The sequence below is a fragment of the Agromyces sp. NPDC056389 genome (genome assembly GCF_042262385.1).
In the GTDB taxonomy this organism is placed as follows: domain Bacteria; phylum Actinomycetota; class Actinomycetes; order Actinomycetales; family Microbacteriaceae; genus Agromyces.
The window spans coordinates 114,941-136,226 of record NZ_JBHJPN010000001.1 but is presented as its reverse complement, the minus strand read 5'-3'; the positions used below and the strand labels follow the sequence as shown (position 1 = coordinate 136,226).

Annotated in this window: 17 protein-coding genes; 6 read left to right on the top strand and 11 right to left on the bottom strand. The window is 70.5% G+C overall.

What is annotated here, in order from left to right:
• Positions 1-90: 90 nt before the first annotated feature.
• The 9 genes from ACFCVM_RS00655 to dusB form a co-directional block, all read right to left on the bottom strand.
• Positions 91-1,119 carry a D-isomer specific 2-hydroxyacid dehydrogenase family protein gene (locus tag ACFCVM_RS00655; RefSeq protein WP_375832692.1) on the bottom strand — a complete coding sequence of 343 codons (1,029 nt, stop codon included), beginning with the start codon at positions 1,117-1,119 and terminating at the stop codon, positions 91-93.
• Positions 1,116-1,973, bottom strand: a complete 858-nt coding sequence (locus ACFCVM_RS00650) for an ATP-binding cassette domain-containing protein (RefSeq protein WP_375832690.1) — start codon at positions 1,971-1,973, stop codon at positions 1,116-1,118. The genes ACFCVM_RS00655 and ACFCVM_RS00650 overlap by 4 nt, the downstream gene beginning before the upstream one ends.
• A complete protein-coding gene (locus tag ACFCVM_RS00645; RefSeq protein ID WP_375832688.1) occupies positions 1,973-3,661 on the bottom strand; it encodes an ABC transporter ATP-binding protein in 1,689 nt (562 codons plus the stop codon). The genes ACFCVM_RS00650 and ACFCVM_RS00645 overlap by 1 nt, the downstream gene beginning before the upstream one ends.
• Positions 3,658-4,731 carry an ABC transporter permease gene (locus ACFCVM_RS00640; protein WP_375832686.1) on the bottom strand — a complete coding sequence of 358 codons (1,074 nt, stop codon included), beginning with the start codon at positions 4,729-4,731 and terminating at the stop codon, positions 3,658-3,660. Before ACFCVM_RS00640 ends, ACFCVM_RS00645 begins: the two co-directional genes overlap by 4 nt.
• 1 nt (position 4,732) lies before the next feature.
• On the bottom strand, positions 4,733-5,824 hold the full coding sequence (locus ACFCVM_RS00635) for an ABC transporter permease (protein ID WP_375832684.1): 1,092 nt from the start codon (positions 5,822-5,824) through the stop codon (positions 4,733-4,735).
• Between the two features lie 97 nt (positions 5,825-5,921).
• Positions 5,922-7,553 (bottom strand): ABC transporter substrate-binding protein, encoded by a 1,632-nt coding sequence (locus ACFCVM_RS00630; protein WP_375832682.1) that lies wholly within the window; start codon positions 7,551-7,553, stop codon positions 5,922-5,924.
• 190 nt (positions 7,554-7,743) lie between these two features.
• Positions 7,744-9,618, bottom strand: coding sequence for a DNA primase (gene dnaG, locus ACFCVM_RS00625; RefSeq protein WP_375832680.1), 1,875 nt, complete (start codon positions 9,616-9,618; stop codon positions 7,744-7,746).
• A 51-nt stretch (positions 9,619-9,669) separates the two neighbouring features.
• On the bottom strand, positions 9,670-10,926 hold the full coding sequence (locus ACFCVM_RS00620; RefSeq protein WP_375832678.1) for a deoxyguanosinetriphosphate triphosphohydrolase: 1,257 nt from the start codon (positions 10,924-10,926) through the stop codon (positions 9,670-9,672).
• A gap of 2 nt (positions 10,927-10,928) precedes the next feature.
• The gene (gene dusB / locus ACFCVM_RS00615; RefSeq protein WP_375832676.1) at positions 10,929-12,086 is read right to left on the bottom strand and encodes a tRNA dihydrouridine synthase DusB; all 1,158 of its coding nucleotides are present in this window, start codon (positions 12,084-12,086) and stop codon (positions 10,929-10,931) included.
• 92 nt (positions 12,087-12,178) lie between these two features.
• On the opposite strand from dusB, the gene ACFCVM_RS00610 reads away from it, so the two are divergent.
• Positions 12,179-12,655, top strand: a complete 477-nt coding sequence (locus ACFCVM_RS00610; RefSeq protein WP_375832674.1) for an aminoacyl-tRNA deacylase — start codon at positions 12,179-12,181, stop codon at positions 12,653-12,655.
• 56 nt (positions 12,656-12,711) lie between these two features.
• Here the strand turns inward: ACFCVM_RS00610 and ACFCVM_RS00605 are convergent, their stop codons facing one another.
• Together ACFCVM_RS00605 and ACFCVM_RS00600 are read right to left on the bottom strand one after the other, a co-directional pair.
• Positions 12,712-12,843 (bottom strand): hypothetical protein, encoded by a 132-nt coding sequence (locus ACFCVM_RS00605; protein ID WP_375832672.1) that lies wholly within the window; start codon positions 12,841-12,843, stop codon positions 12,712-12,714.
• Positions 12,840-13,505 (bottom strand): DsbA family protein, encoded by a 666-nt coding sequence (locus tag ACFCVM_RS00600; protein ID WP_375832670.1) that lies wholly within the window; start codon positions 13,503-13,505, stop codon positions 12,840-12,842. The genes ACFCVM_RS00605 and ACFCVM_RS00600 overlap by 4 nt, the downstream gene beginning before the upstream one ends.
• A gap of 92 nt (positions 13,506-13,597) precedes the next feature.
• Here ACFCVM_RS00600 and ACFCVM_RS00595 point away from each other — a divergent pair, with 92 nt between their 5' ends.
• From ACFCVM_RS00595 to ACFCVM_RS00575, 5 genes are all read left to right on the top strand, one after another.
• Positions 13,598-14,167: an AAA family ATPase gene (locus ACFCVM_RS00595; RefSeq protein WP_375832668.1), complete on the top strand. Its 570-nt coding sequence runs from the start codon at positions 13,598-13,600 to the stop codon at positions 14,165-14,167.
• Between the two features lie 44 nt (positions 14,168-14,211).
• A complete protein-coding gene (locus tag ACFCVM_RS00590; protein WP_375832666.1) occupies positions 14,212-14,796 on the top strand; it encodes a PadR family transcriptional regulator in 585 nt (194 codons plus the stop codon).
• A gap of 50 nt (positions 14,797-14,846) precedes the next feature.
• Positions 14,847-16,559: an ABC1 kinase family protein gene (locus ACFCVM_RS00585; RefSeq protein WP_375832664.1), complete on the top strand. Its 1,713-nt coding sequence runs from the start codon at positions 14,847-14,849 to the stop codon at positions 16,557-16,559.
• Positions 16,560-16,638: 79 nt separating this feature from the next.
• Positions 16,639-17,979 carry an SWIM zinc finger family protein gene (locus tag ACFCVM_RS00580; RefSeq protein ID WP_375832662.1) on the top strand — a complete coding sequence of 447 codons (1,341 nt, stop codon included), beginning with the start codon at positions 16,639-16,641 and terminating at the stop codon, positions 17,977-17,979.
• Complete coding sequence (locus tag ACFCVM_RS00575) at positions 17,976-21,266, top strand: DUF6493 family protein (RefSeq protein ID WP_375832660.1); 3,291 nt, start codon at positions 17,976-17,978, stop codon at positions 21,264-21,266. Before ACFCVM_RS00580 ends, ACFCVM_RS00575 begins: the two co-directional genes overlap by 4 nt.
• Positions 21,267-21,286: the final 20 nt, after the last annotated feature.

Below are 21,286 nucleotides of genomic sequence, written 5' to 3'. Positions count from 1 at the left end.
GCTTGTTCAGCGATGGATACTCTAGCAAAAGGTTGGCCCGACTCCCAATCCGAGGCCGCCTCGACAATGCCGTGGGCGAGGTCGGCAGGGTCAGTAGCCCGCCACGGGATCGATCCGGCCCACGAAGTCGCCGTCGCCGAGGAACGCGAGCACGTTCTGCGAGATGCGCTCGGCGAAGAGCGGCACCGTCATCTCCTCGGTGTCGGCGACGTGCGGCGTCACGATGCAGTTGGGTGCCTGCCAGAGCGGATGCCCCGTGGGCAGCGGTTCGGGGTCGGTGACGTCGAGCCCTGCACCGCCGAGGTGACCCGACTCCAGGGCGTCGACGAGCGCCTCGGTGTCGACGAGTCCGCCGCGTGCGACGTTGACGAGCACGGCACCACGCGGCATCCGCCGCAGTTCTGCTTCGCCGATCAGCCCTCGCGAGTCGTCCGTGAGCGCCGCCGCGAGCACGACCACGTCGGCGTCGTCGAGCGCCTCGCCCAGCCGCGCCGTCGGCAGGGTTCGCTCGGCCCCGGCCACCGGCTCCGTGCTGCGCCGCACGACCGTCACGTGCGCCCCGAACGGAGCGAGCAGGCGGAGCAGCTCGACGGCGATGCCACCGGCGCCGACGATCACGACGTTCGCGCCGTAGAGCGTGCGGCCGAGCTCGTCGACGTGCCACGACGTCGCGTTCACGCGTCGCGGCAACTCCCTGAGCACCGCGAGCACGAGCATGAGCGCGTGCTCGGCGACGGGCTGCGCGTACGCGCCCTTCGCGCTCGTCCAGACGCGACCGTCACCGGCGGCGTGCCCGATGAGCCCGGCGAACGCGTCGACGCCCGCCCACGGCAGTTGCAGCCACGCGATCGAGGGATGCTCGTCGAGCACGCTTGCGAGTTCGTCGCCTCCGGATGACGCGGTCCACACGAGCCCGCGGGTCGCCGCCGTCAGCGGCGCGACGACGCCGCCCGAACGCTCGATCGCATCGACGAACGCCGCCTCGGCCGTGGGCAGGATCGCGATCGGCCCCGCCTCGACCGGCGTCGGTGAGCCGCGACGCTCCTCGGCCGCGCCCGGCACGACGCGATGGCGCACGCGCGACGCCGGCGCCGGCGTCGGCGCCGCGGCATCCGTCATACCGAAGGACCCAGATCGAGGTCGTCGATCACGGCGTGGCCGGCGTCGAGCGCACCGGCGAGAGCCTTCACGTAGGGATGCCGAGGATCGTCGAGCACCTCGTCGATCGTGCCGATCGCCACGAGGCGACCCCGGTCGAGCACCGCGACGCGCTTCGCGGTGCTGCGCAGCACGGGCAGGTCGTGGCTGATGATGACCGCCGAGAAGGTGTGCTCGCGCTGGAGCTCGCCGATCAGCTGGGCGACGACATCTCGCACCGTGAGGTCGATGCCGGCCGTGGGCTCGTCGGCGATGAGCACCGAGGGCCCCAGCACGAGTGCGCGCGCCAGCGCGACCCGCTGCCGCTGCCCGCCCGAGAGCTCGTAGGGGTACAGGTCGAGCTTGCCGAGCGGGAGCCGCACGCCGTCGAGCATCGTCGCGACCCTCGTCGCGAGGGCCCGCGCGTTGTAGCGGTGGTCGCGCTCGAGGATCGGCTCCCCGATGATCTCGGCGACGGTGCGGTCGGCGGGCAGCGTCGACGCGGCGTCCTGCGGCAGGTAGCCGACATGGAACTGGTACTCGGGCAGTTTCCGCTTCGGGATGCCGCGGAGCGACTGCCCGAGCACGGTGGCGTCGCCGCCCGTGATGAGCGGCCGTCCCTCTGCCGAGCGCGTGTCGAACGCGACGCCCGAGAGCAGCCGCGCGAGCGTGCTCTTGCCGCTGCCCGCGCTGCCCAGCAGGCCGAGCACCTCGCCCGGCGCCACCGAGAAGCTCAGCCCGTGCAGGGCGACGTGCGCGGGACTCGGGCCCTTCGCCGGATACTCGACCGACAGGTCGTCGAGCACGATCGGGTAGCCGTGGGCGGCGCCACGCATCAGACGGCCTCCCGGAGGCGGCGCAGCTGTTCGCGGCGCTCGGCCTGAGCGATCGGATCGGGAACCGGGAGCGAGGCGAGCAGCCGCTGCGTGTAGGGGTCGCGCGGTGCGCCGAGCACCTCGGCACCCGTGCCCTCCTCGACGAGGGAACCGCGGTAGAGCACCGCGATGCGGTCGGCGAGGATGTCGACGACGGCGAGGTCGTGGCTGATGAAGAGCGAGGCGAAGCCGAACTCGCGCTGCAGCTCGGCGAAGAGCTCGAGCACGCGGGCCTGCACCGAGACGTCGAGCGCCGACGTCGGCTCATCGGCGATCAGCAGCTCGGGCTCGAGCGCGAGAGCGCGCGCGAGGCTCGCGCGCTGGCGCTGCCCGCCCGAGAGCTCGTGCGGGTAGCGATCGCCGAAGGCCTTCGGCAGCTGCACCGCCTCGAGCAGCTCATCGACCCGCTTGCGTGCAGCAGCGGGGTTCGACGCCCGGCCGTGGATGACGAGCGGCTCGGCGACGCACTCGGCGATCGTCAGCAGCGGGTTGAAGCTCGATGCCGGGTCTTGGAAGACGAACCCGATGCGGCTGCGCAGCGGCCGGAACTCGCGCTCGCGCACGCCGTTCATCTCGTGGCCGAGCACGCGCAGCGAGCCGCCCGTGACCTTCGTCAGGCCCGCGATCGCACGGCCGATCGTGGTCTTGCCCGAGCCGGACTCCCCCACCAGGCCGAGCACCTCGCCCGGACGGATCACGAAGTCGACGCCGCCGACGGCCTGGAAACCCGATCGCCCGAAGCGGCCCGGGTAGACGATCTCGAGACCGGATGCCTCGACCACCGGCGCCTGCTCGACCCAATCGGCGGGTCGTCGCGCCGCACGTTCGATCGCGCTCGCCGTGCCGGTGCCGACGTACGGCACTGCGGCGAGCAGAGCCTTCGTGTACTCGGCCTTCGGCGATGCGAAGAGCGTCTTGGCGTCGGCCTCCTCGACGACCTTGCCCTGGTACATCACGGCAACGCGGTCGGCGAGGTCGGCGACGACGCCCATGTTGTGGGTGATGAGCACGATGCCCATGCCGAACTCGTCGCGGCAACGGCGAAGCAGGTCGAGGATCTCGGCCTGCACGGTCACGTCGAGCGCCGTGGTCGGCTCGTCGGCGACGATCAGTCCGGGATCGAGCACGAGCGCCATCGCGATGACGATGCGCTGCTTCTGACCGCCCGAGAACTGGTGCGGGTAGTGGTCGATACGGTGCTCGGGGTCGGGGATGCCCACGCGACCGAGGATCTCGATCGCCTTCGCACGGGCGTCCTTCGCCGAGATCGAGGAGTGGGCGCGGAGGCCCTCGATGATCTGCCAGCCGACGGTGTACACGGGGTTCAGGGCGCTCGAGGGCTCCTGGAACACCATCGCGACATCCGTGCCCCTGACGGCCCGCAGCTGCTTCTTCGACAGCGACACGACATCCCTCTCGGAGGTGCCGGCCTTGTTCGAGAGGATGACGGCACCGCTCGCGGTGGCTGTCTCGGGCAGGAGACCGAGGATCGTCTTCGCGGTGACGGTCTTGCCGGAGCCCGACTCGCCGACGATCGCGAGCACCTCGCCGCGCTCGACCTTCAGCGAGACGTCGTCGACGGCCTTGACCGCGCCGGCGTCGGTGGCGAACGAGACGCCGAGTCGCTCGATGTTGACGACCGTGCTCATGAGCGGACCCCGATTCCGTGTTCGTCGAATGATTCGCCGTCTTCGAGACCCGCGAGACCTCCCGGGCCGGCGACGAGCGTGCCGCCGGGAACGACGGAGGTCTCCGCTACGACGCCGGACGCCTGTGCGACACGACGACGGCCGCGTAGGCGCGGGTCGGCGAGGTCGTTCAGGCTCTCGCCGACGAGCGTGATGCCGAGCACCACGAGCACGATCGCGAGGCCCGGGTAGAGGGCCGTCCACCAGATGCCGCTCGAGACGTCGGAGAGCGCCTTCTGCAGGTCGTAGCCCCATTCGGCGGCGGCCGTCGGCTCGATGCCGAAGCCGATGAAGCCGAGGCCCGCGAGCGTCAGAATGGCCTCGGACGAGTTCAGCGTGAAGATGAGCGGAAGCGTACGGGTCGAGTTGCGCAGCACGTGGCGGAACATGACTCGGCTGTTGGAAGCACCGAGCACCTTCGCCGACTCGACGTACGCCTCGGCCTTGATGCGCACCGTCTCGGCACGGATCACGCGGAAGTACTGCGGGATGAACACGACCGTGATCGAGATGGCGGCCGCGAACACTCCGCCCCAGAGGTTCGATTGACCTCCGGAGATCACGATCGCCATGACGATCGCGAGGAGGAGGGACGGGAAGGCGTAGATGGCGTCGCAGACGACGACGAGTACCTTGTCGAGCCAGCCGCCGAAGTACCCCGAGACGAGGCCGAGCAGCACGCCGGCGAAGAGCGAGAGGGTCACCGCGATGATGATGACGAGGATGGCGGTCTGCGCCCCCCACAGCACGCGCGAGAGCACGTCGTAGCCGCCGACGGTCGTACCGAAGAGGTGCTCGGCCGATGGCGGCTGCTGGCTGCCGAACGGCCCCGCCGCGTCACGCAGCTGCGCGAACCCGTACGGGGCGATGAGCGGAGCGAAGATCGCGACGAACACGAAGAGGCCGGTGAGCACGAGGCCCGCGATGAGCATTCCGCGCTGGAGGCCCACGCTTTGGCGCAACTGGTGCACGACCGGAATGCGGTCGCGGAGGCGCCGCTTCGGCGCGCGGATGACGGTGTCGGTCGACATGTCAGTACCTCACCCTCGGGTCGATGAGCGCCGCGATGATGTCGACGATGAAGTTGGTGAGCGCGACGATCACGGCGAGCAGCGCGACGATGCCCTGCACGGCGACGAAGTCGCGAGCCTTGATGTACTCGACGAGCTGGAACCCGAGCCCGTTCCATTCGAACGTCGTCTCGGTCAGCACTGCGCCGCCGAGGAGGAGCGCGATCTGGAGTCCGATCACCGTGATGATCGGAATGAGTGCCGGGCGGTAGGCGTGCTTGCGCACGAGCCGGTACTCGCTCACGCCGCGGGAACGCGCGGCGTCGACGTAGTCGGTCGAGAGCGTGCCGATGACGTTGGTGCGCACGAGCCGGAGGAACACGCCCGCCGTGAGCAGGCCGAGCGCGATTGCTGGCAGCACCGCGTGTGCGAGCACGTCGCCGAGCACCGCCGGGTTTCCCGTCATGATCGCATCGATCGTGTAGAGACCCGTCTTGTTCGGCAGCAGCTCCATCTGGAGCTGCGCGCCGACCGAGGCCCGCCCTGCCACCGGCAGCCAACCGAGCCACACCGAGAAGACGAGCTTCAGCAGCAGACCGGCGAAGAAGACCGGGGTGGCGTAGCAGAGGATGGCGAACACGCGCAGCGCGGCATCCTGCCCCTTGTCGCGGAAGTACGCGGCGATGAGCCCGAACGGGATTCCGACGACGAAGGCGACGAGAAGGGCGTAGAACGCGAGCTCGAGGGTCGCGGCGCCGTAGGTGACGAGGATCTCGGTGATCGGGCGGTTGTCGGTCAGCGAGGTGCCGAAGTTGCCCGTGGCGATCTGCCCGAGGTACTCGAGGTACTGCACGATCAGGGGCCGGTCGTAGCCCGCGGCGTGGATGCGCTCTGCGAGCTGGTCGGCCGGGAGCTGCCCACCGAGCTTCGCGGTGATCGGGTCGCCGGTCGAGCGCATGAGCACGAATACCAGGGTGACCAGGATGAACACCGTCGGGATGATGAGGAGGGCCCGCACGATGATGTAGCGGCCGAGGCCGCCACCGGAGGATCTGGGTGGTCTCCGTTTTGCGGGGGACGCGCTACTGGCGGGCGCCGTCGTCGTTGAGGTCAATGTTCGCCAATCGGGTGAGGCTCGAATGCGGATGGCCCGCTCGGGAGAGCGGGCCATCCGTTCCTTGCGTAGAAGTGACTCTAGCCGTTCAGCCGGCTCAGCCCTTCGACAGTGCCGCGTAGCGGAACTTGAACGACGCGTCGAGCGTCTGGTCGGCGCCCTCCACGTCGGTGCCCGTCACGGCGACCTGAGCGCCCTGCAGGTACGGCACGGTCGACAGGTCGGCCGCCACCTTCTGCTGGATCGCCTCGATGTCGGCGGTGCGCGTTGCGGGGTCGGGCTCGGAGGCCTGCTTGATGATCAGGTCGTTGACTTCCTGGTTCACGTAGTGGTTCCCGAGGAAGTTCTCGATCAGGAAGAACGGCGTGACGTAGTTGTCGGCGTCCGAGTAGTCGGGGAACCAGCCCAGCTGGTAGGCCGGGTACACGTCGGAGGTGCGGTCCTCGGAGTACTGCACCCACTCGGTGGTCTGCAGGTTCACCGTGAACAGGCCGGTCGACTCGAGCTGGTCCTTGATGAGCGCGTACTCGTCGGCCGACGAGGGGCCGTAGTGGTCGTTCGAGTACTGCAGGTTCAGCTCGACCGGGGTGGTCACACCGGCAGCCGTGAGGCGCTCGGCGGCCTTGTCGGCGTCGGGCGCACCCTGGCCGTCGCCGTACATCTCGACGAGCGGCTCGACCGCACCTGCGATGCCGGCGGGCACGTAGGAGTACAGCGGCGTGTAGGTGCCCTTGTAGACCTGGTCGGCGAGCTCATCGCGGTCGATGAGGTCGGCGACGGCCTGACGCACGGCGAGCGCCTTGGCCGGGTCGGCCTCGGGCGTCTTCGCGCCGTACGGCTGCGTGTCGAAGTTGAAGACGATGTAGCGGATCTCGCCACCGGGGCCCTCGACCACGTTGACCTTGTCGTTGCCCTTGAGGTCGTCGATGTCGGTCGCGGAGAGGCTGCGGTAGGCGACGTCGATGCCGCCCTCCTGCACGTCGAGCTTCAGGTTCGACGACTCGGCGTAGTACTTCAGGTTGACCGTGTCGGTCTTCGCCTCGGCGAGAAGGCCCTTGTACTCGGGGTTCTTCTTGAACGAGATGAGCGTGTTGAAGTCGTAGCTCGCGATCGTGTACGGGCCTGCGAATGCGTTCGCCGCGACGATGTCGTCGTCGGACGTCAGCTCGTCGGCCGCGAAGACCTCGTCGTCGACGATGGCACCCGGGAAGCTCGTGAGGATGAGCGGGAAGACCTGGTCGTTCTCGGCCTTGAGGTGGAAGACGACGGTCGTGTCGTCGACGACCTCGGTGCTGTCGAGGTTGTAGAGCAGGCTCGACGCGCCGTTGGGGTCGGCGATCGCGATCTGGCGGTCGAACGAGAACTTGACGTCGTCGGCCGTGAGGTCGTTGCCGTTGGCCCACTTGAGGCCTGCGGGAAGCTTGACCGTGTACTCGGTCGGCGAGGTGAACTCGGCCGACTCTGCGAGGTCGGGCACGACGTCGGTGCTCTGGTAGTCGGTGTTCAGCAGGTACGGGAAGACCTGCGTCTGCACGGCGAGCGAGCCGTTGTCGTACGAGCCGGCCGGGTCGAGCGTGGTCACCTTGTCGGTCGTGCCGACGGTGATCGAGCTGCCCGAAGCCTCGTCTGCCCCGCCGCCGGCGGAGCAGCCGGCGAAAGCGAGGGCTGCGGCCGAGAGACCGGCCACTGCGACGAGGCTGCGCCGCCCGTTCTTGGATGCGGATGTCATATCCGTCTACCTCTTCCTGTCAGGACTGAATCGCGCTGCGCAGGGCGCAGACGCGTTTTCGTATCCCCAAGACGTAGCACACGGCCTCGAAATGGTGCTCGGAGCGGCGGCTCTCCGGCGGAATATTTACCGTTCTGCAACCTTCGACGCAACCGATGCGCGTGCTCGGCCGTCTTCGACGCGGATGACCTCAGTCGGCCCTGAGGGCTCGCCGCTCGCTCTCGATCTCGACGAGGGCGCGCTGCAGTGCCGCATACGCGGCGGCATCGGTGCGGTCGGTGCGCTGCAGTCGCCCGAGCAGCTCGGACTTCTGCCGCAGCAGCTCACGATCGACGAGCGCACTCACCACGCCTTGCACGTAGACCGTGAGCTCGGCCTCGCTGCGATGCGGCATCGGCGCGACCGCGAGCTGCTGCACGAGGCTCTCGAACGGCGCGGGCACCTCGGCGACGACCCGGTCGACGCGAACCTGCGGGTCGGACGAGGCGAGCACCGAGGCGATGCCGTCGCGGATCACCGCGAGCGACGGATTGCCGAAGCGGCAGTCGATCGCATGGCGGAGCAGGTCGGCGCCGACGGTGCCGGGGTGCTGCACCATCGCCTGGAGGGCGTCGCGTTCGAGGCGGGTCGCGGGGTCGTTCGGCAGCTGGGTGATGGAGAACGGGCGCTCGGGGACCTCCGCCGCCTCGCCGGAGCCTGCGGTGACGGATGCCGCGTGCTGGCCGCCGCCCGACTCCCCCGACTTCGGCCGGCTCGCGGCCGAGCGCACCGCGCGCGTGACCTCGCCGAGCTCGACGCCGAGCATGCGGGCGAGCTCGCGGGTGTACCCGGGCCGCAGGGCGGGGTCGCGGATGTCAGCGACGACGGGAGCCGCCGCCCTGAGCGCGGCCACCCGGCCCTCGACCGTCTCGAGGTCGTAGCGGGCGAGCGTGTGCTTGATCACGAACTCGAACATCGGGGTTCGCGACTCGATGAGGGTTCGCACCGCGGCGTCGCCGCGCGCCAGACGCAGGTCGCACGGGTCGAGCCCGTCGGGGGCGACGGCGACGAACGTCTGGGCCGCGAAGCGCTGCTCTTCGCCGAAGGCGCGGATCGCCGCCTGCTGGCCGGCGGCGTCGCCGTCGAACGTGAAGACGACCTCGCCGACGCCCGAGGCATCGCCGAGCACGCGGCGCAGCACCTTGATGTGGTCGACGCCGAACGAGGTGCCGCACGTCGCGATCGCGGTCGTGACACCGGCGAGGTGGCACGCCATGACGTCGGTGTACCCCTCGACGACGACGACCCGGTGGGTCTTGGAGATGTCGCGCTTGGCGAGGTCGAGCCCGTAGAGCACCTGCGACTTGTGGTAGATCGCGGTCTCGGGGGTGTTCAGGTACTTGGGGCCCTTGTCGTCGTCGAGCAGGCGCCGTGCGCCGAAGCCGACGGTCTGGCCGGTGACGTCGCGGATCGGCCACACGAGCCGGCCGCGGAATCGGTCGTACACGCCTCGATCGCCCTGTGAGACGAGGCCGGAGGCCGAGAGCTCTTCGGTCGTGAAGCCGCGACCCTTGAGGTGATCGGTCAGGGCGTCCCAGCTCTTGGGCGCGAAGCCCACGCCGAAGCGCCGGGCGGCCTCGGCGTCGAAGCCGCGCTCGCCGAGGAACCGGCGACCGACCTCGGCGTCGGGAGCGCCGAGCCGTTCGACGAAGAACTCGGCTGCCGCCTGGTTCGCGGCGAGGAGCCGCGCCCGGTTGCCGTGGTCGGAGGCCTGACCGCCGTCTTCGTAGTGCAGCTCGAAACCGATGCGGCCCGCGAGTCGTTCGACCGCCTCGGTGAACGAGACGTGGTCCATCCGCTGCAGGAACGAGTAGACGTCGCCCGACTCGCCGCACCCGAAGCAGTGGTAGTAGCCGAGCCCGGGGCGCACGTGGAAGCTCGGGCTGCGCTCGTCGTGGAAGGGGCAGAGGCCCTTCATCGAACCGACGCCGGCGGACTTCAGGCTGACGTGCTCGCCCACGATGTCGGCGATGTTCGTGCGGGCCTTCACCTCATCGACATCGCTCTGTCGAATTCGGCCCGCCATGGCTCTCATCCTAGTTCGCTGCCGAGCGTCGAACGCCGAACACCCGATGCGTCACTGCTGCACGAGGCGCTCGTACCAGGCGAGGGCCGACTGGTCGGTGAGGCTCGCGACCTGATCGACGACGACGCGCTTGCGTGCGGTGTCGTCGCCCGCGGCCCGCCAGTCTTCTGCGAAGCCCGCATCGAGGTGCTGCTCCCCCGTTGCGAGCAGCACATCGGCCAGCGCAGTGAGCACCTCGCGCTGCTGGTGGTAGATCGGCTGGCGCGTGTTCTTCGACATGACGTATGCCGCGACGATGCCCTTCAGCACGGCGATCTCGGCCTGGATCTCACGGGGCACGATGACGTCGGCGTCGAAGCGGATGAGGCTCGCGAGCGGGAACGCCGATCGGGTCGCCGAAGTCGCGGCGTGCGCGAAGCGGCCGATGAGCTGGCTCGTCAGGTTCTTCAGGCGGCCCTGGTCGACGCGGCTGCCGTTCCACGTGTCGAGCCAGCCCTCGAGCGAGTCGAGGCGATCGAACGCGGCGATGAGCTCGTCGTGGGTGATCGAGCCGCCGACCCATTCGTGCATCGACGTGACGAGGCTCTCGTGATCGACGCGCGCGCCGAGCGCGGCGACGTCGATGTAGCCGTTGACGATGGCGTCTTCGAAGTCGTGCACCGAATAGGCGATGTCGTCGCTGAGGTCCATGACCTGCGCCTCGATGCAGAGACGGCGCTCGGGGGCGCCGGCGCGGAGCCAGCGGAACACCTCGGTGTCGCTCTGGTAGAAGCCGAACTTGGCGCGGCCCGAAGGGTCGGCGACGCTCGTCGCCTCGGGCCAGGGGTACTTGCAACTCGCGTCGAGGCTCGCACGGGTGAGGTTCAGCCCGTAGCTGCGCCCGTCGGGCCCGAAGACCTTGGGTTCGAGTCGCGTGAGCAGCCGCAGGGTCTGCGCATTGCCCTCGAAGCCGCCGATGTCGGCCGCCCAGGTGTTGAGCGCCTTCTCGCCGTTGTGACCGAAGGGCGGGTGCCCGAGGTCGTGGGCGAGGCACGCGGTGTCGACGACGTCGGGATCGAGGCCGAGACTCGCGGCGAGCTCGCGGCCGACCTGTGCGACCTCGAGCGAGTGCGTGAGGCGGTTGCGCGCGAAGTCGAGGCCGGCCGTGGGGCTCAGCACCTGGGTCTTCGCCGCGAGACGGCGGAGCGCGCTCGAGTGCAGCAGGCGGGCACGGTCGCGCGCGAAGTCGCTGCGGCGCGAGGAGTGCTCTTCGGGGAGCCAGCGCTCGGTGTCGGCGGCCTCGTAGCCGCCGAAGAGTGGTTCGCGCATGCTCAGCCGCCGCTCGTGTCGAGTTCGGCGTCGACGAGCGTCACGCGGTCGTGACCCGCGAGCTCCTGCGAGTCGAGCCAGCCTTCGGGCAGCGACGGCTTCTTGGGCGTGCCAGCGCGGCCGCGGGGCCCCTCGGCACCTTCGCCCGGGTAGGGCATCGACCAGTCGAGCGTGCCGAGCAGCTCGTCGAGCTGCACGAGCGACTCGACGGTCGCGAGACGGGCACGCAGGTCGCCCCCGACGGGATAGCCCTTGAAGTACCAGGCGACGTGCTTGCGGATGTCGCGGCACCCGCGCTCTTCGCTGTCGAAGAACTCGGTGAGGAGTTCGGCGTGACGTCGGAAGGTCTGCGCGACCTGCCCGAGCGACGGGTGGAAGCTCTGCGACTCGCCTCGGAACGCCGCGGCGAGGTCGCCGAAGAGCCACGGCCGGCCGAGGCATCCGCGCCCGACGACGACGCCGTCGCAGCCGGTCTCGGCGACCATGCGGAGCGCGTCGTCGGCCGACCAGATGTCGCCGTTGCCGAGCACGGGCACGCTCGTGACCGTCTCTTTGAGCCTCGCGATGGCCGACCAGTCGGCCTGGCCCGAGTAGAACTCGGAGGCGGTGCGTGCATGCAGCGCGACGGCGGCGACGCCCGCGCCCTCGGCGATGCGGCCGGCCTCGAGATAGGTGAGGTGGTCGGCGTCGATGCCCTTGCGCATCTTGATGGTGAGCGGGATGTCACCGGCCGCCCGCACCGCGCCCTCGACGATGTCGCGGAAGAGTCCGCTCTTCCACGGCAGCGCGGCGCCGCCGCCCTTGCGGGTGACCTTCGGCACGGGGCAGCCGAAGTTCAGGTCGATGTGATCGGCCCGGTCTTCGGCGACGAGCATGGTGACCGCCTCGGAGACGGTCTTCGGGTCGACGCCGTAGAGCTGGATGGAGCGCGGCGTCTCGGACTCGTGGTGCGTGATGAGGCGCATGGACTCGGGCGTTCGCTCGACGAGGGCGCGCGAGGTGATCATCTCGCTGACGTAGAGGCCGGCGCCGAACTCGCGGCAGAGGCGACGGAAGGCCGTGTTCGTGATGCCGGCCATGGGGGCGAGCACGACGGGCACATCGAGGTCGAGCCCGCCGATCGTGAGCGGGCCCGCTGGAAGCGTGGTGGTTGAGGACATCACCGTCGATTCTCCCAGAGATCGGGGCGCACTCGCCCGCTTCGGCCGTGCGCGCCTAGGATTCTCGGCAGGACGAGGCTGGGGAGGACCACATGGCGGAGCTCACGGGCGCGGATCGGGTGCGAGCGGATGCCGCGGCGCGCGGGCTCGACGTCGAGATCATCGAGCGCCCGGCGGCGAGCAGCCTCGAGGAGGCGGCCGAGCTCATGGGCATCACGCCCGGCGACATCGTGAAGTCGCTCGTCGTCAAGCGCAGCGACGACACCTACGTCTTCGCCCTCGTGCCGGGCGGCCGCAAGATCTCGTGGCCGAAGCTGCGCGCGGTCGTCGGCGTGAACAAGCTCCAGCTGCCGGATGCCTCGCTTGCGCTCGCCGCGACGGGCTACGAGCGGGGAACGATCACGCCGCTCGGTTCGACCACGGCGTGGCCCGTCGTCGTCGACGCCTCGATCTCGGGGCGGAGGGTCTCGATGGGGGCCGGCGAGCATGGTCGCAGCCTCTTCGTCGACGCCGATCGGCTCATCGACGCATTCGGCGCGACCGTGGCCGACATCTCCGACCCCGAGTAGCGCGCCGAGTACGCACGTGCGGCGCGGGCTCGCCCAGTGTGAGCCCGCGCCGCGCGTCACTCCCCCGACTCGGCGCCCGGGATGTAGCAGACGTCGCCCTCGCAGACCATGGCCGACGGGTCGCCCGTGATCATCGCGAAGGGCGCGGGCGCTGCGGCATCCGTCGTCACGGTGTCGACGCCGCTCACGCGACGGCGCCGTCGCGCTCGCCTGCGACCTGGCTGAGCGCCTGGGCGAAGACCTCCGCGGGCTGCGCGCCCGAGATGCCGTACTTGCCCTCGATGACGAAGAACGGCACGCCGTTGATGCCGTAGGCCTGCGCCTGGGCGATGTCGGCCTGCACGGCCGCGGCGTAGCGGCCCGACTCGAGCGCCTCGCGCGCCGCGTCGGCGTCGAGGCCGATCTCGGCGCCGAGCTCGACGAGCTCGTCGATGCGACCGACATGGCGGCCCTCGGTGAAGTACGCGCGCAGGAGTCGCTCGGTGAGCTCGAGCTGCAGGCCCTGCTCCTTGGCGAAGTGCAGCAGCTCGTGCGCCTTCAGCGTCTTGGTGTGCTGCAGGGCGTCGAAGTCGTAGTCGAGTCCGGCGGTCGCGGCGATGCCCGTGACGTGCTCGAGCATCTGCTGCACGCGCTCGGCGGGCATGCCCTTGTGCTTGGCGAGGAAGTCGATCTCGGACCCCTCGAAGTCGACCGGCGTGTCGGGTGCGAGCTCGAAGGAGTGGTAGGTGATGTCGACCTCGGGCGCGTCGTCACCGAGCGAGGCGATGCCGCTCTCGAGGTGGCGCTTGCCGATGTAGCACCACGGGCACGCGATGTCGGACCAGATGTCGATCTTGATGGGTTCACTCACAACGTATGCGAACGGATGCTTCGGCCCCCGTATTCCCGCTCGGGCGGTCGCCGACGGCGCCATCGCCCGCAGACTCGGTTTAGGGTGAACGGATGCCCAACGCCGCCGATGCCCCGCGCGACCGCTCCCCGCAGCGCATCCTCGTCGCCGGTGCGAGCGGGGCCGGCAAGTCGACGCTCGCGCGGCGGATCGCCGCGGCGTCCGGATTGCCGTTCCAGGAGATCGACGCACTCTTCCACGGACCCGACTGGACGCCGCGTCCGAGCTTCGTCGCCGACGTCGACTCGTTCACCTCCCAGCCCGGCTGGGTCACCGAGTGGCAGTACGAGTCGGTGCGCGACCTCCTCGTCGACCGGGCGACCACGATGCTCTTCCTCGACTACTCGCGGGCGCGCGTGATGCGACAGGTCGTCGTCCGCACGGTGCGACGCCGCGTGCGCCGCGAGGAGCTCTGGAACGGCAACCTCGAGCCTGCGCTGACCACGATCTTCAGCGACCCCGAGCACATCATCCGCTGGGCGTGGAACACGCACGCCAGCCGGAGCGCGCTCGTCGACGACGCCGCCGGCCGGCGCCCGCACCTCGAGGTCGTGCGGCTGCGGCATCCGCGCGAGGCCGAGGCGTGGCTGGCCGCGACGTATCCCTTCCATCCGGCCCGCTAGCGATATATCGTTGAATATCGCTCACTCGTGAACCGGGAGGAATCATGAACGGACAACGTCCGACAGGCGGATACGGTGCAGCAGGTTTCGGCGGCGAACGCGGCTTCGGTGCCGGCAGCCCCGGCGCGGCGATCTGGGAGGCGATGGAGCAGCTGCGTTCCACGTTCGACCCGAGACCGGGCGTGAAGCGGATGGCGCGCGGCGACGTGCGTGCGGCGGTGCTGGCCCTGCTCGCCGAGCAGCCGATGCACGGCTACCAGATCATCCAGGAGATCGAGGAGCGCAGCGGCGGCACGTGGAAGCCGAGCGCCGGCTCGGTCTACCCGACGCTGCAGCTGCTCGCCGACGAGGAACTGATCGTCGCCGAAGAGCTCCGCGGCCGGAAGACCTACTCGCTCACCGACCTCGGCCGAGCAGAGGCGGAGGCCGCGGCCGACCGCGCAGCCCCCTGGGAGTCGTCGTCGCCCAACGGCAGCGAACAGCACCGCGCACTCTCGAAGGCGGCCGTCGAACTCGCCGCCGCGGCAGCGCAGCTCGGCCGCAGCGGAACGCCCGACCAGGTGAAGCAGGCCGTGACCGTGCTCGACGACGCCCGTCGCGCGCTGTACTCGATCCTCGCCCAGAGCTGACCCGTGCCGCCCCTGCTTCCCCATCGAGGAGCCGGCGAGCGGATGGCGCGATGAGCGACGGCGCCCGCCGGGCGCGCTCACGCCGCATCCTGACGTTCGCGGCGCGGCGACTGGTCCAGCTCTGGTGGTTCGAGCTCGCGCTGCCGAAGCTGGGTCTCGCCGGCGTCGCCGAGCGCACGCGCGAGCGGCGGATCCGGCGACTCGCCGAGGACTTCCGCACGCTCGCCGTCGAGCTCGGCGGGCTCATGATCAAGGTCGGGCAGTTCCTCTCGTCGCGCCTCGACGTGCTGCCGCCCGAGATCACCTCGGAGCTCGAGGGATTGCAGGACGAGGTGCCGCCGGTGCCCTTCCCCGCGATCCGCGTCCTCGCGGAAGCCGAGCTCGGTGCACGCCTCGACCAGGTCTTCGAGCGGTTCGACGAGTCGCCCGTGGCAGCGGCCTCGCTCGGGCAGGTGCACCGCGCCCGGTTGTCCGACGGTGATGCCGAGGAGACCGGGCTGCGCGATGTCGTCGTCAAGGTGCAGCGCCCCGGCATCGACGAGATCGTCGCCGTCGATCTCGCCGCGCTCCGCCGCGTCGCCGGATGGCTGCGGCGGGTGCGCATCGTGTCCGACCGAGTGGATGCCCCGGCGCTCGTCGAGGAGTTCGCGCAGACGAGCCTCGAGGAGATCGACTACCTGCACGAGGCCGCGAATGCCGAGCGCTTCGCGGAGTCGTTCCCCGCAGACGACCGCGTGTACGCCCCGGCCGTGGTGTGGGAGCGGGTCACCCGTCGGGTGCTGACCCTCGAAGACGTCACGGCGATCAAGATCAACGACACCGTTGCGCTGCAGGCGGCCGGCATCCCGCCGGCCGACGTCGCAAGGGTCTTCGCCGAGATCATGTTCGACCAGGTCTTCACGCACGGCTTCGTGCATGCCGATCCCCACCCCGGCAACATCTTCGTCACGCCCCTGCCCCGCGCGAGCGATCGAGGCGACGGGCCGAGCGGCGCAACGCCGTCGTGGCGGCTCACCTTCGTCGACTTCGGCATGATGGCCGAGGTGCCGACCGAGTTGCGCTCCGGACTCCGCGCACTCGTCATCGCCGTGGCCTCCCGTGATGGACAGGCCATGATCGAGGCCGCCCGCGAGATCGGGGTGCTCATGCCCTCGGCCGAGACCGGCGAACTCGAGCGCGCGCTCGCCCAGCTCTTCGCCCGCTTCGGCGGCATGGGCTTCGCCCAGCTGAAGCACGTCGATCCGCGGGAGTTCCGCGAGTTCGGCGAGGAGTTCGGCGACGTCATGCGTTCGCTCCCGTTCCAATTGCCCGAGCACCTGCTCCTGCTGATCCGGTCGATGGCGCTCACCTCGGGCATGTGCAGCGGTCTCGACCCCGAGTTCAACGTGTGGGACGCCGTCGAACCCTATGCGGCGCGACTCCTCGACGAGGAGCGCGGCGACGTCGTGCGCGATCTCACCGCCGAGGCGATGAAGAGCGCAGCACTCCTCTGGAGCATGCCGCAGCGTGCCGACGCGCTCATCACGAAAGCCGATCAGGGGCGGCTCTCGTTCGACACCTCGCGTCTCGAACGCCGTCTCGACCGGCTCGAGGGGGTCGCCCGCCGCGTCGTGTCCGCCGTGCTGTTCGCCGCTCTGCTGATCGGCGGCGCGGTGCTCGTCGCGCCGAATCCCACGCTCGGCACCTCACTGATGATCGCCTCGGCCCTGCCGCTGCTGCATGCGTTGTTCGCCGGAGTGATCGGCCGCCGCGGGCGTCGCTAGGCACTCGGCAGGAGCCGCATCGAACGAGCGCAGGCCCGCGTGGCGGATGACTGGGCGCTCCTCCGCTAGCCTCATCCGCATGGGTGCTCGCGAGTTCACGACGGCGTCTTCGGTGACCCGGGATCGGCTCTCGCTCGCGCTCGCCCCGGCGCTCACGCCCGATGGTCCCGTCGCCAGTCCGAGCTTCTTCCACGGCTTCGCGACCGAGCCGCAGGTGCTCGCGCGCGGACTGCTGTCGCTCGCCGACATCACCGCCACCCGGTACTTCAAGTACACCCCGACCACGCAGCGCGATCCGGTGCTCACCGCCCACGGGGATCGACTCCGCGCGGAGGTGTTCTCGGCCTGCAACAGCGTGTACGCACGACTCGACCTGCTCGGCTCCGGCCTCGACGGCGGTGAGGTGTCGCACGGAACCACGAACGTCGACATCGGGATGGCCACGCGACGTGCACTCGCCTCGGTCGGCAGAGGCGAGTTGTTCCACCTCGATGTCGGCCGCCATGGGGTGCACGTGGCCACGCCCTCCGCTGCGGCGACCGAGCGGCCGGTCGAGATGCCGGGTCGGTGGGTCCACGCGCTCGGCAACGTCGCGGAGATGCACCGTCGTCTCGTCCGGGCCTTCACCCTCGACCGGGCGGCGGCGCGCACCCTCCTCACCTCCGTCCCTGCGGCGACGGCTGCGGCGTCGGCCGGGTGGCTCACGCCGACCGCGGCAGGGATCCGCATCGTTCCGCGGCGCACCACTGGCGCGGTCCACGTGCACGGGCTGCATCGTCTGAGCGCCCTGAAGCGCCTGCTCCCCCACGTGACGGGCATCAGCGTCTACGGTCCCGCCGACGGGGAGCCGGGTACCACGGCGTTCGAGATCGACCTTCCGCACGCCCGCCTGCTGCTCGGCATCACGAAGGAGGCGTGGCGCGGGTTCTCGGGCGAGGGCTCGCTGCTGACCGCGCTGGCGCATCCCGAGGTCTCGGAGCACGCAGCGCTCGTCTCGGCGCTGCTGGCGTTCGAGCCGGTGATCGACGTCGAGCGGTTGCGTCTCGAGTCCGGACTCACGACGGCCGAAGTGGAATCCGGCCTCGCCGTGCTCGCCGCCTCGGGACGTGTCGGCTGGGATGTGCATGCGAACGCCCATTTCCACCGCGAGCTGCCCGACGATCCCGAGCGGGTCACGCGCGACAACCCGCGCGTGGGGGCCGCGCGGCGGCTCGTCGCGCACAACCTGGTGGAGCACGGCAGCGAACCCGGCGAGTGGCGCGTTCACGCGGGCACTCGAGCCGAGCCCGTCACCTACACCGTGCGCCGCGCCGATGGCGACTCCAGCTGCAACTGCACGTGGCGGCTCACCGGCGCCCGGGATCGAGGCCCGTGCAAGCACGAACTCGCCGTGCAGATCCTGATGGAGGAGAACCAGTGACCGATGCCCTCACCCGATCCCTCGAGCTGTTCCGCGACCTCGGCTGGGCCGACGCCGAACAATCCACCGCGCTCGAGCTCCCGGTCGGAACCGAGGCGCAACGGCGCGAGGCCCGCGCCGGACTGCAGCGGGGCAACTGGAACGAGTGGGTGTCGGAGGGCAACTCGCTCGTCCGCGAATCCGTGGTGGGCGAGATCGACCACGGGATGCTCGCACTCTTCGCGATCCGCGTGGGTGCCGACGCGCGACGTGCGGAGGCCGTTCTCGGCGGGCCGCATTCCGTGCCCGATCAACTCGCCGCCGAGGTCCTCGCGACCCGGGGCCCCGACTTCGCCCTCGCCTTCACGGCGCGCGCCTGCCGCTCGAACCGGCGCCCTTGGGAGCACGCGACGTCCGTTCACGCCGGTCGCGCGGTGCGTCTGATGCACCACCACGAGTTGCCCGTGCCCGAGAGCGTGGAGTACCTGAAGGACTGGGCCGTGTACGCGGCCGTCGCGCTCGGTCAGCAGCCGGAGCTGCACCCGGCCGGTCGCGGCGCGATCGACGCTGCGGTGATCCGCTCTCGATTCGTCGACCATCTCCAGACCGGGGTCGCCGTCGGCGCTCCGGCGACCGGGCCGTTCGGCGACGTGGTCGCCGCAGGCGTCGAACAGGGGTGGATCGAGCGCGACGAGGCGATGTCGCTTGTCCTCAGCGCGCTCGACGCCGCACAGCGCCCCGGCGATCGCAAGGTGTGGGCGGGCGTCCTCACCGGTTCGCTCGCACTCACCGACGCGGAGCTCGTCGCGCACGCGGACGCACTCCTCGGAGTCCTCAGCCATGCCGAGGCCCCCGTGATCTCGACCCTCGCACCCGCCATCATCGAGCACGGCGACGAGCACCACGCCGCCGATGTGTTGTCGCTCTCGCTCACCGCGAAGTCGAAGGCCGCCCGCAGGGCCGTGCTCGACGCTGCCCTGCGCCGCTCGCAGCGCCTCACCGGCGAAGCGGCCGAAACCGCCTCGCACGCCCTGACGCCGATCGCGTCGGGCCGGGACGCCTCCCAGGCGAAGGCGGCGCGGGCGCTCCTCGAGCGTTGGGGTGTCGAGACGCACGCCGTCCAGCAGCCCGAGACCGCGACGACCGCGTGGCAGCCCACGCCCGCTGTGTGGACGGTTCCGCGGTTCCAGCTCCCGACTGTCTCGAGCGCCGCGCTCGCCGAGGCCGCGGGCGTCCTGTTCTCGCGCCCCGACGGCGCCGAAGACGTCGAGGTCGACCGATTCCTCGAACTCGCCAACGCCGTCGCGCGGAGCGATGCCAACGCGGCTCGCGCGGCACTGCGCGGCGTGAAGCAGAACTGGCGCGCGGGCGTGAGCGCGGTCGGCGACCTGATCGCCGGCAGTCGCATCCGTATGCTCGACCGGTTGGTGCATCCCGGCGACGACGACTGGCGACGCGATGTGGTGTTCTCCCCGGCCTCGGCGCGCGAAGCCGTCGTCGTCCAGCGGCTCGGCGAGGTGCCCGCGCTGCTGTCCACCCCGACGTGGGACGACCTTCGGATCGCGCCCGACGATCTCGTCGAACGCCTGCGCGACTATCGCTCGGCCTCCGCCACGGCCGGCGAAGCCGATCTGTTCCTCGCGCTGCTCCGCCTCGACCTGACGCTCGTCGAGCAGCGGCACCTCGACGCGCTCGCCCTGTTGGACGTGCCCGTCGTGCTGCAGTCGGGTGATCCGATGGCGATCACCGCCGGCCCGGCGACGATCGCGTACGCGCTCGATCCGTTGGTCGAGCCCGCGCAGGTGCAGGACGAAGACGGTGATTGGCGCCGTGCTGAAGCCTCCATCCCGGCATCGCTGACCCCGTTTCCCCGACGGATCGACACGACGAGGTTCGGCTGGGGCACGCCGGGCGAGTTGCCGATGTGGGGCGACGGCGCCTTCTCGGGCGACGGTCTCGAAGCCGGAAGCGGGTTCGAGTGGCGACAGCTCGCGCGTCGTCAGGCGCCTCTCACGCCGCGCCTCGCTGCACGGATGCTCAGCGGACTCGGCTCGCCGCATCCGCGCGCCGCCACCGACATGTTCGACGGGGTGCTGCTGGCGTGGGATCGCGGGCTGCTGCAGCCGGGAGTGGCCGATCTCGACCTGCTCGGCCGGGGCGCCCCCGGCGGTGCGCAGCTCGCGCGCGTCGCGCTCGAGCTGAGCGAAGCCGGTCTCGGCTCGCTCGTCTGGCCGCTCCTCGACGATTTCGTGGGCGCATCGCTCGGATCGGTTCGGATGACGGCGGGCACTGCGGAGATCGTCGAGGCGATCGGCATCCTCCTTCCCGGCGCGAAGGACGCCGTCACGGCGGGCATCGCCGCCGCGACAGTCCTGGATCTTCCGCACACGCGGGCCCTCGCCGCACGCCCCGGTTCCTCGCGCGCCGTCACCTCCGCGAAGGCGGTCGTCGGCGAACTCCCCGCGCCGAGTGCCGCCGACTCGGATACCGCATCGCCGAAGCCCGCCCCTGCACCCGCTCCCGATCTCGATCTCGACGCGATCTGGCCCGTCGGAGACGGCGATGGCGCTGCCGTCGACGACGGCATTCCGCTCTCGTCGTCAGCGCACCTGCGCGGGTCGAAACGCTTCGTGCCGATCGAGTTCGCCCTGGGTGAGGCACCTGAGGTGCGCTACCGGTCGCTCATGGCCTGGTCGTACGCCCTCGACCACGAGGGCCAGCTCGACGCCGACACGGTCGTCGGTGACGAACGCCGTTGGCTGCAGTGGGATGAAGCAGCCGGCCGGATCGTCCCCTCCGAGTTCCGCGACCGCAGCGCGGGCAAGCACGGCCCGTCGAGCAGGGACGCGCTTCCACCGTTGACCGTGCTCATGGTCGCGGTCGTACTGGCCTCGCTGTGCTCCGACGTCGAGTCGCGCTACAGCGTCGACTCGATGGTCGCGAACCGCAGGTTCTCGGCCGAGTCGGTGCGCTTGGCCGCAGCACGACTGCTGCCGCTGCCCGACATCACTCCCGCGCGCATGATGGGCTCGATCGAACGCGAGCTGCGCGCCCTGCCGGTGATGTGGCCGCTGCTCACCGAATCCGTCCGCTACGCCTCAGCGCAGCCGAAGCCGCCGTCGTGGCTGAACCGCGTACTCGATGTCGCGCTGCTCCGGGCCCCGGTGCTGCGTGCCGCCGCGATGGCCGGCCGGATCCCCGCCGCGCACGCCGCGTGGCCGGGTCTGGCGGAGCTCGCGGCGCGGCCGGGCTCGGGCGCCGCGTTCACCAAGGCGCGCAAGCTCGTCATCGAGCTCGGCCTTCGCTGACGCCGACCGACGACGGACGA

Bases quoted from the DNA above. Each gene is read 5' to 3' on its own strand.
- ACFCVM_RS00640 (WP_375832686.1), bottom strand. From the start codon at position 4,731: ATGTCGACCGACACCGTCATCCGCGCGCCGAAGCGGCGCCTCCGCGAC.
- dnaG (WP_375832680.1), bottom strand. From the start codon at position 9,618: ATGGCGGGCCGAATTCGACAGAGCGATGTCGATGAGGTGAAGGCCCGC.
- ACFCVM_RS00595 (WP_375832668.1), top strand. From the start codon at position 13,598: ATGCCCAACGCCGCCGATGCCCCGCGCGACCGCTCCCCGCAGCGCATC.
- ACFCVM_RS00650 (WP_375832690.1), bottom strand. From the start codon at position 1,973: ATGCGTGGCGCCGCCCACGGCTACCCGATCGTGCTCGACGACCTGTCG.
- ACFCVM_RS00585 (WP_375832664.1), top strand. From the start codon at position 14,847: ATGAGCGACGGCGCCCGCCGGGCGCGCTCACGCCGCATCCTGACGTTC.
- dusB (WP_375832676.1), bottom strand. From the start codon at position 12,086: ATGTCCTCAACCACCACGCTTCCAGCGGGCCCGCTCACGATCGGCGGG.
- ACFCVM_RS00645 (WP_375832688.1), bottom strand. From the start codon at position 3,661: ATGAGCACGGTCGTCAACATCGAGCGACTCGGCGTCTCGTTCGCCACC.
- ACFCVM_RS00610 (WP_375832674.1), top strand. From the start codon at position 12,179: ATGGCGGAGCTCACGGGCGCGGATCGGGTGCGAGCGGATGCCGCGGCG.
- ACFCVM_RS00630 (WP_375832682.1), bottom strand. From the start codon at position 7,553: ATGACATCCGCATCCAAGAACGGGCGGCGCAGCCTCGTCGCAGTGGCC.
- ACFCVM_RS00580 (WP_375832662.1), top strand. From the start codon at position 16,639: ATGGGTGCTCGCGAGTTCACGACGGCGTCTTCGGTGACCCGGGATCGG.
- ACFCVM_RS00620 (WP_375832678.1), bottom strand. From the start codon at position 10,926: ATGCGCGAACCACTCTTCGGCGGCTACGAGGCCGCCGACACCGAGCGC.
- ACFCVM_RS00590 (WP_375832666.1), top strand. From the start codon at position 14,212: ATGAACGGACAACGTCCGACAGGCGGATACGGTGCAGCAGGTTTCGGC.
- ACFCVM_RS00655 (WP_375832692.1), bottom strand. From the start codon at position 1,119: ATGACGGATGCCGCGGCGCCGACGCCGGCGCCGGCGTCGCGCGTGCGC.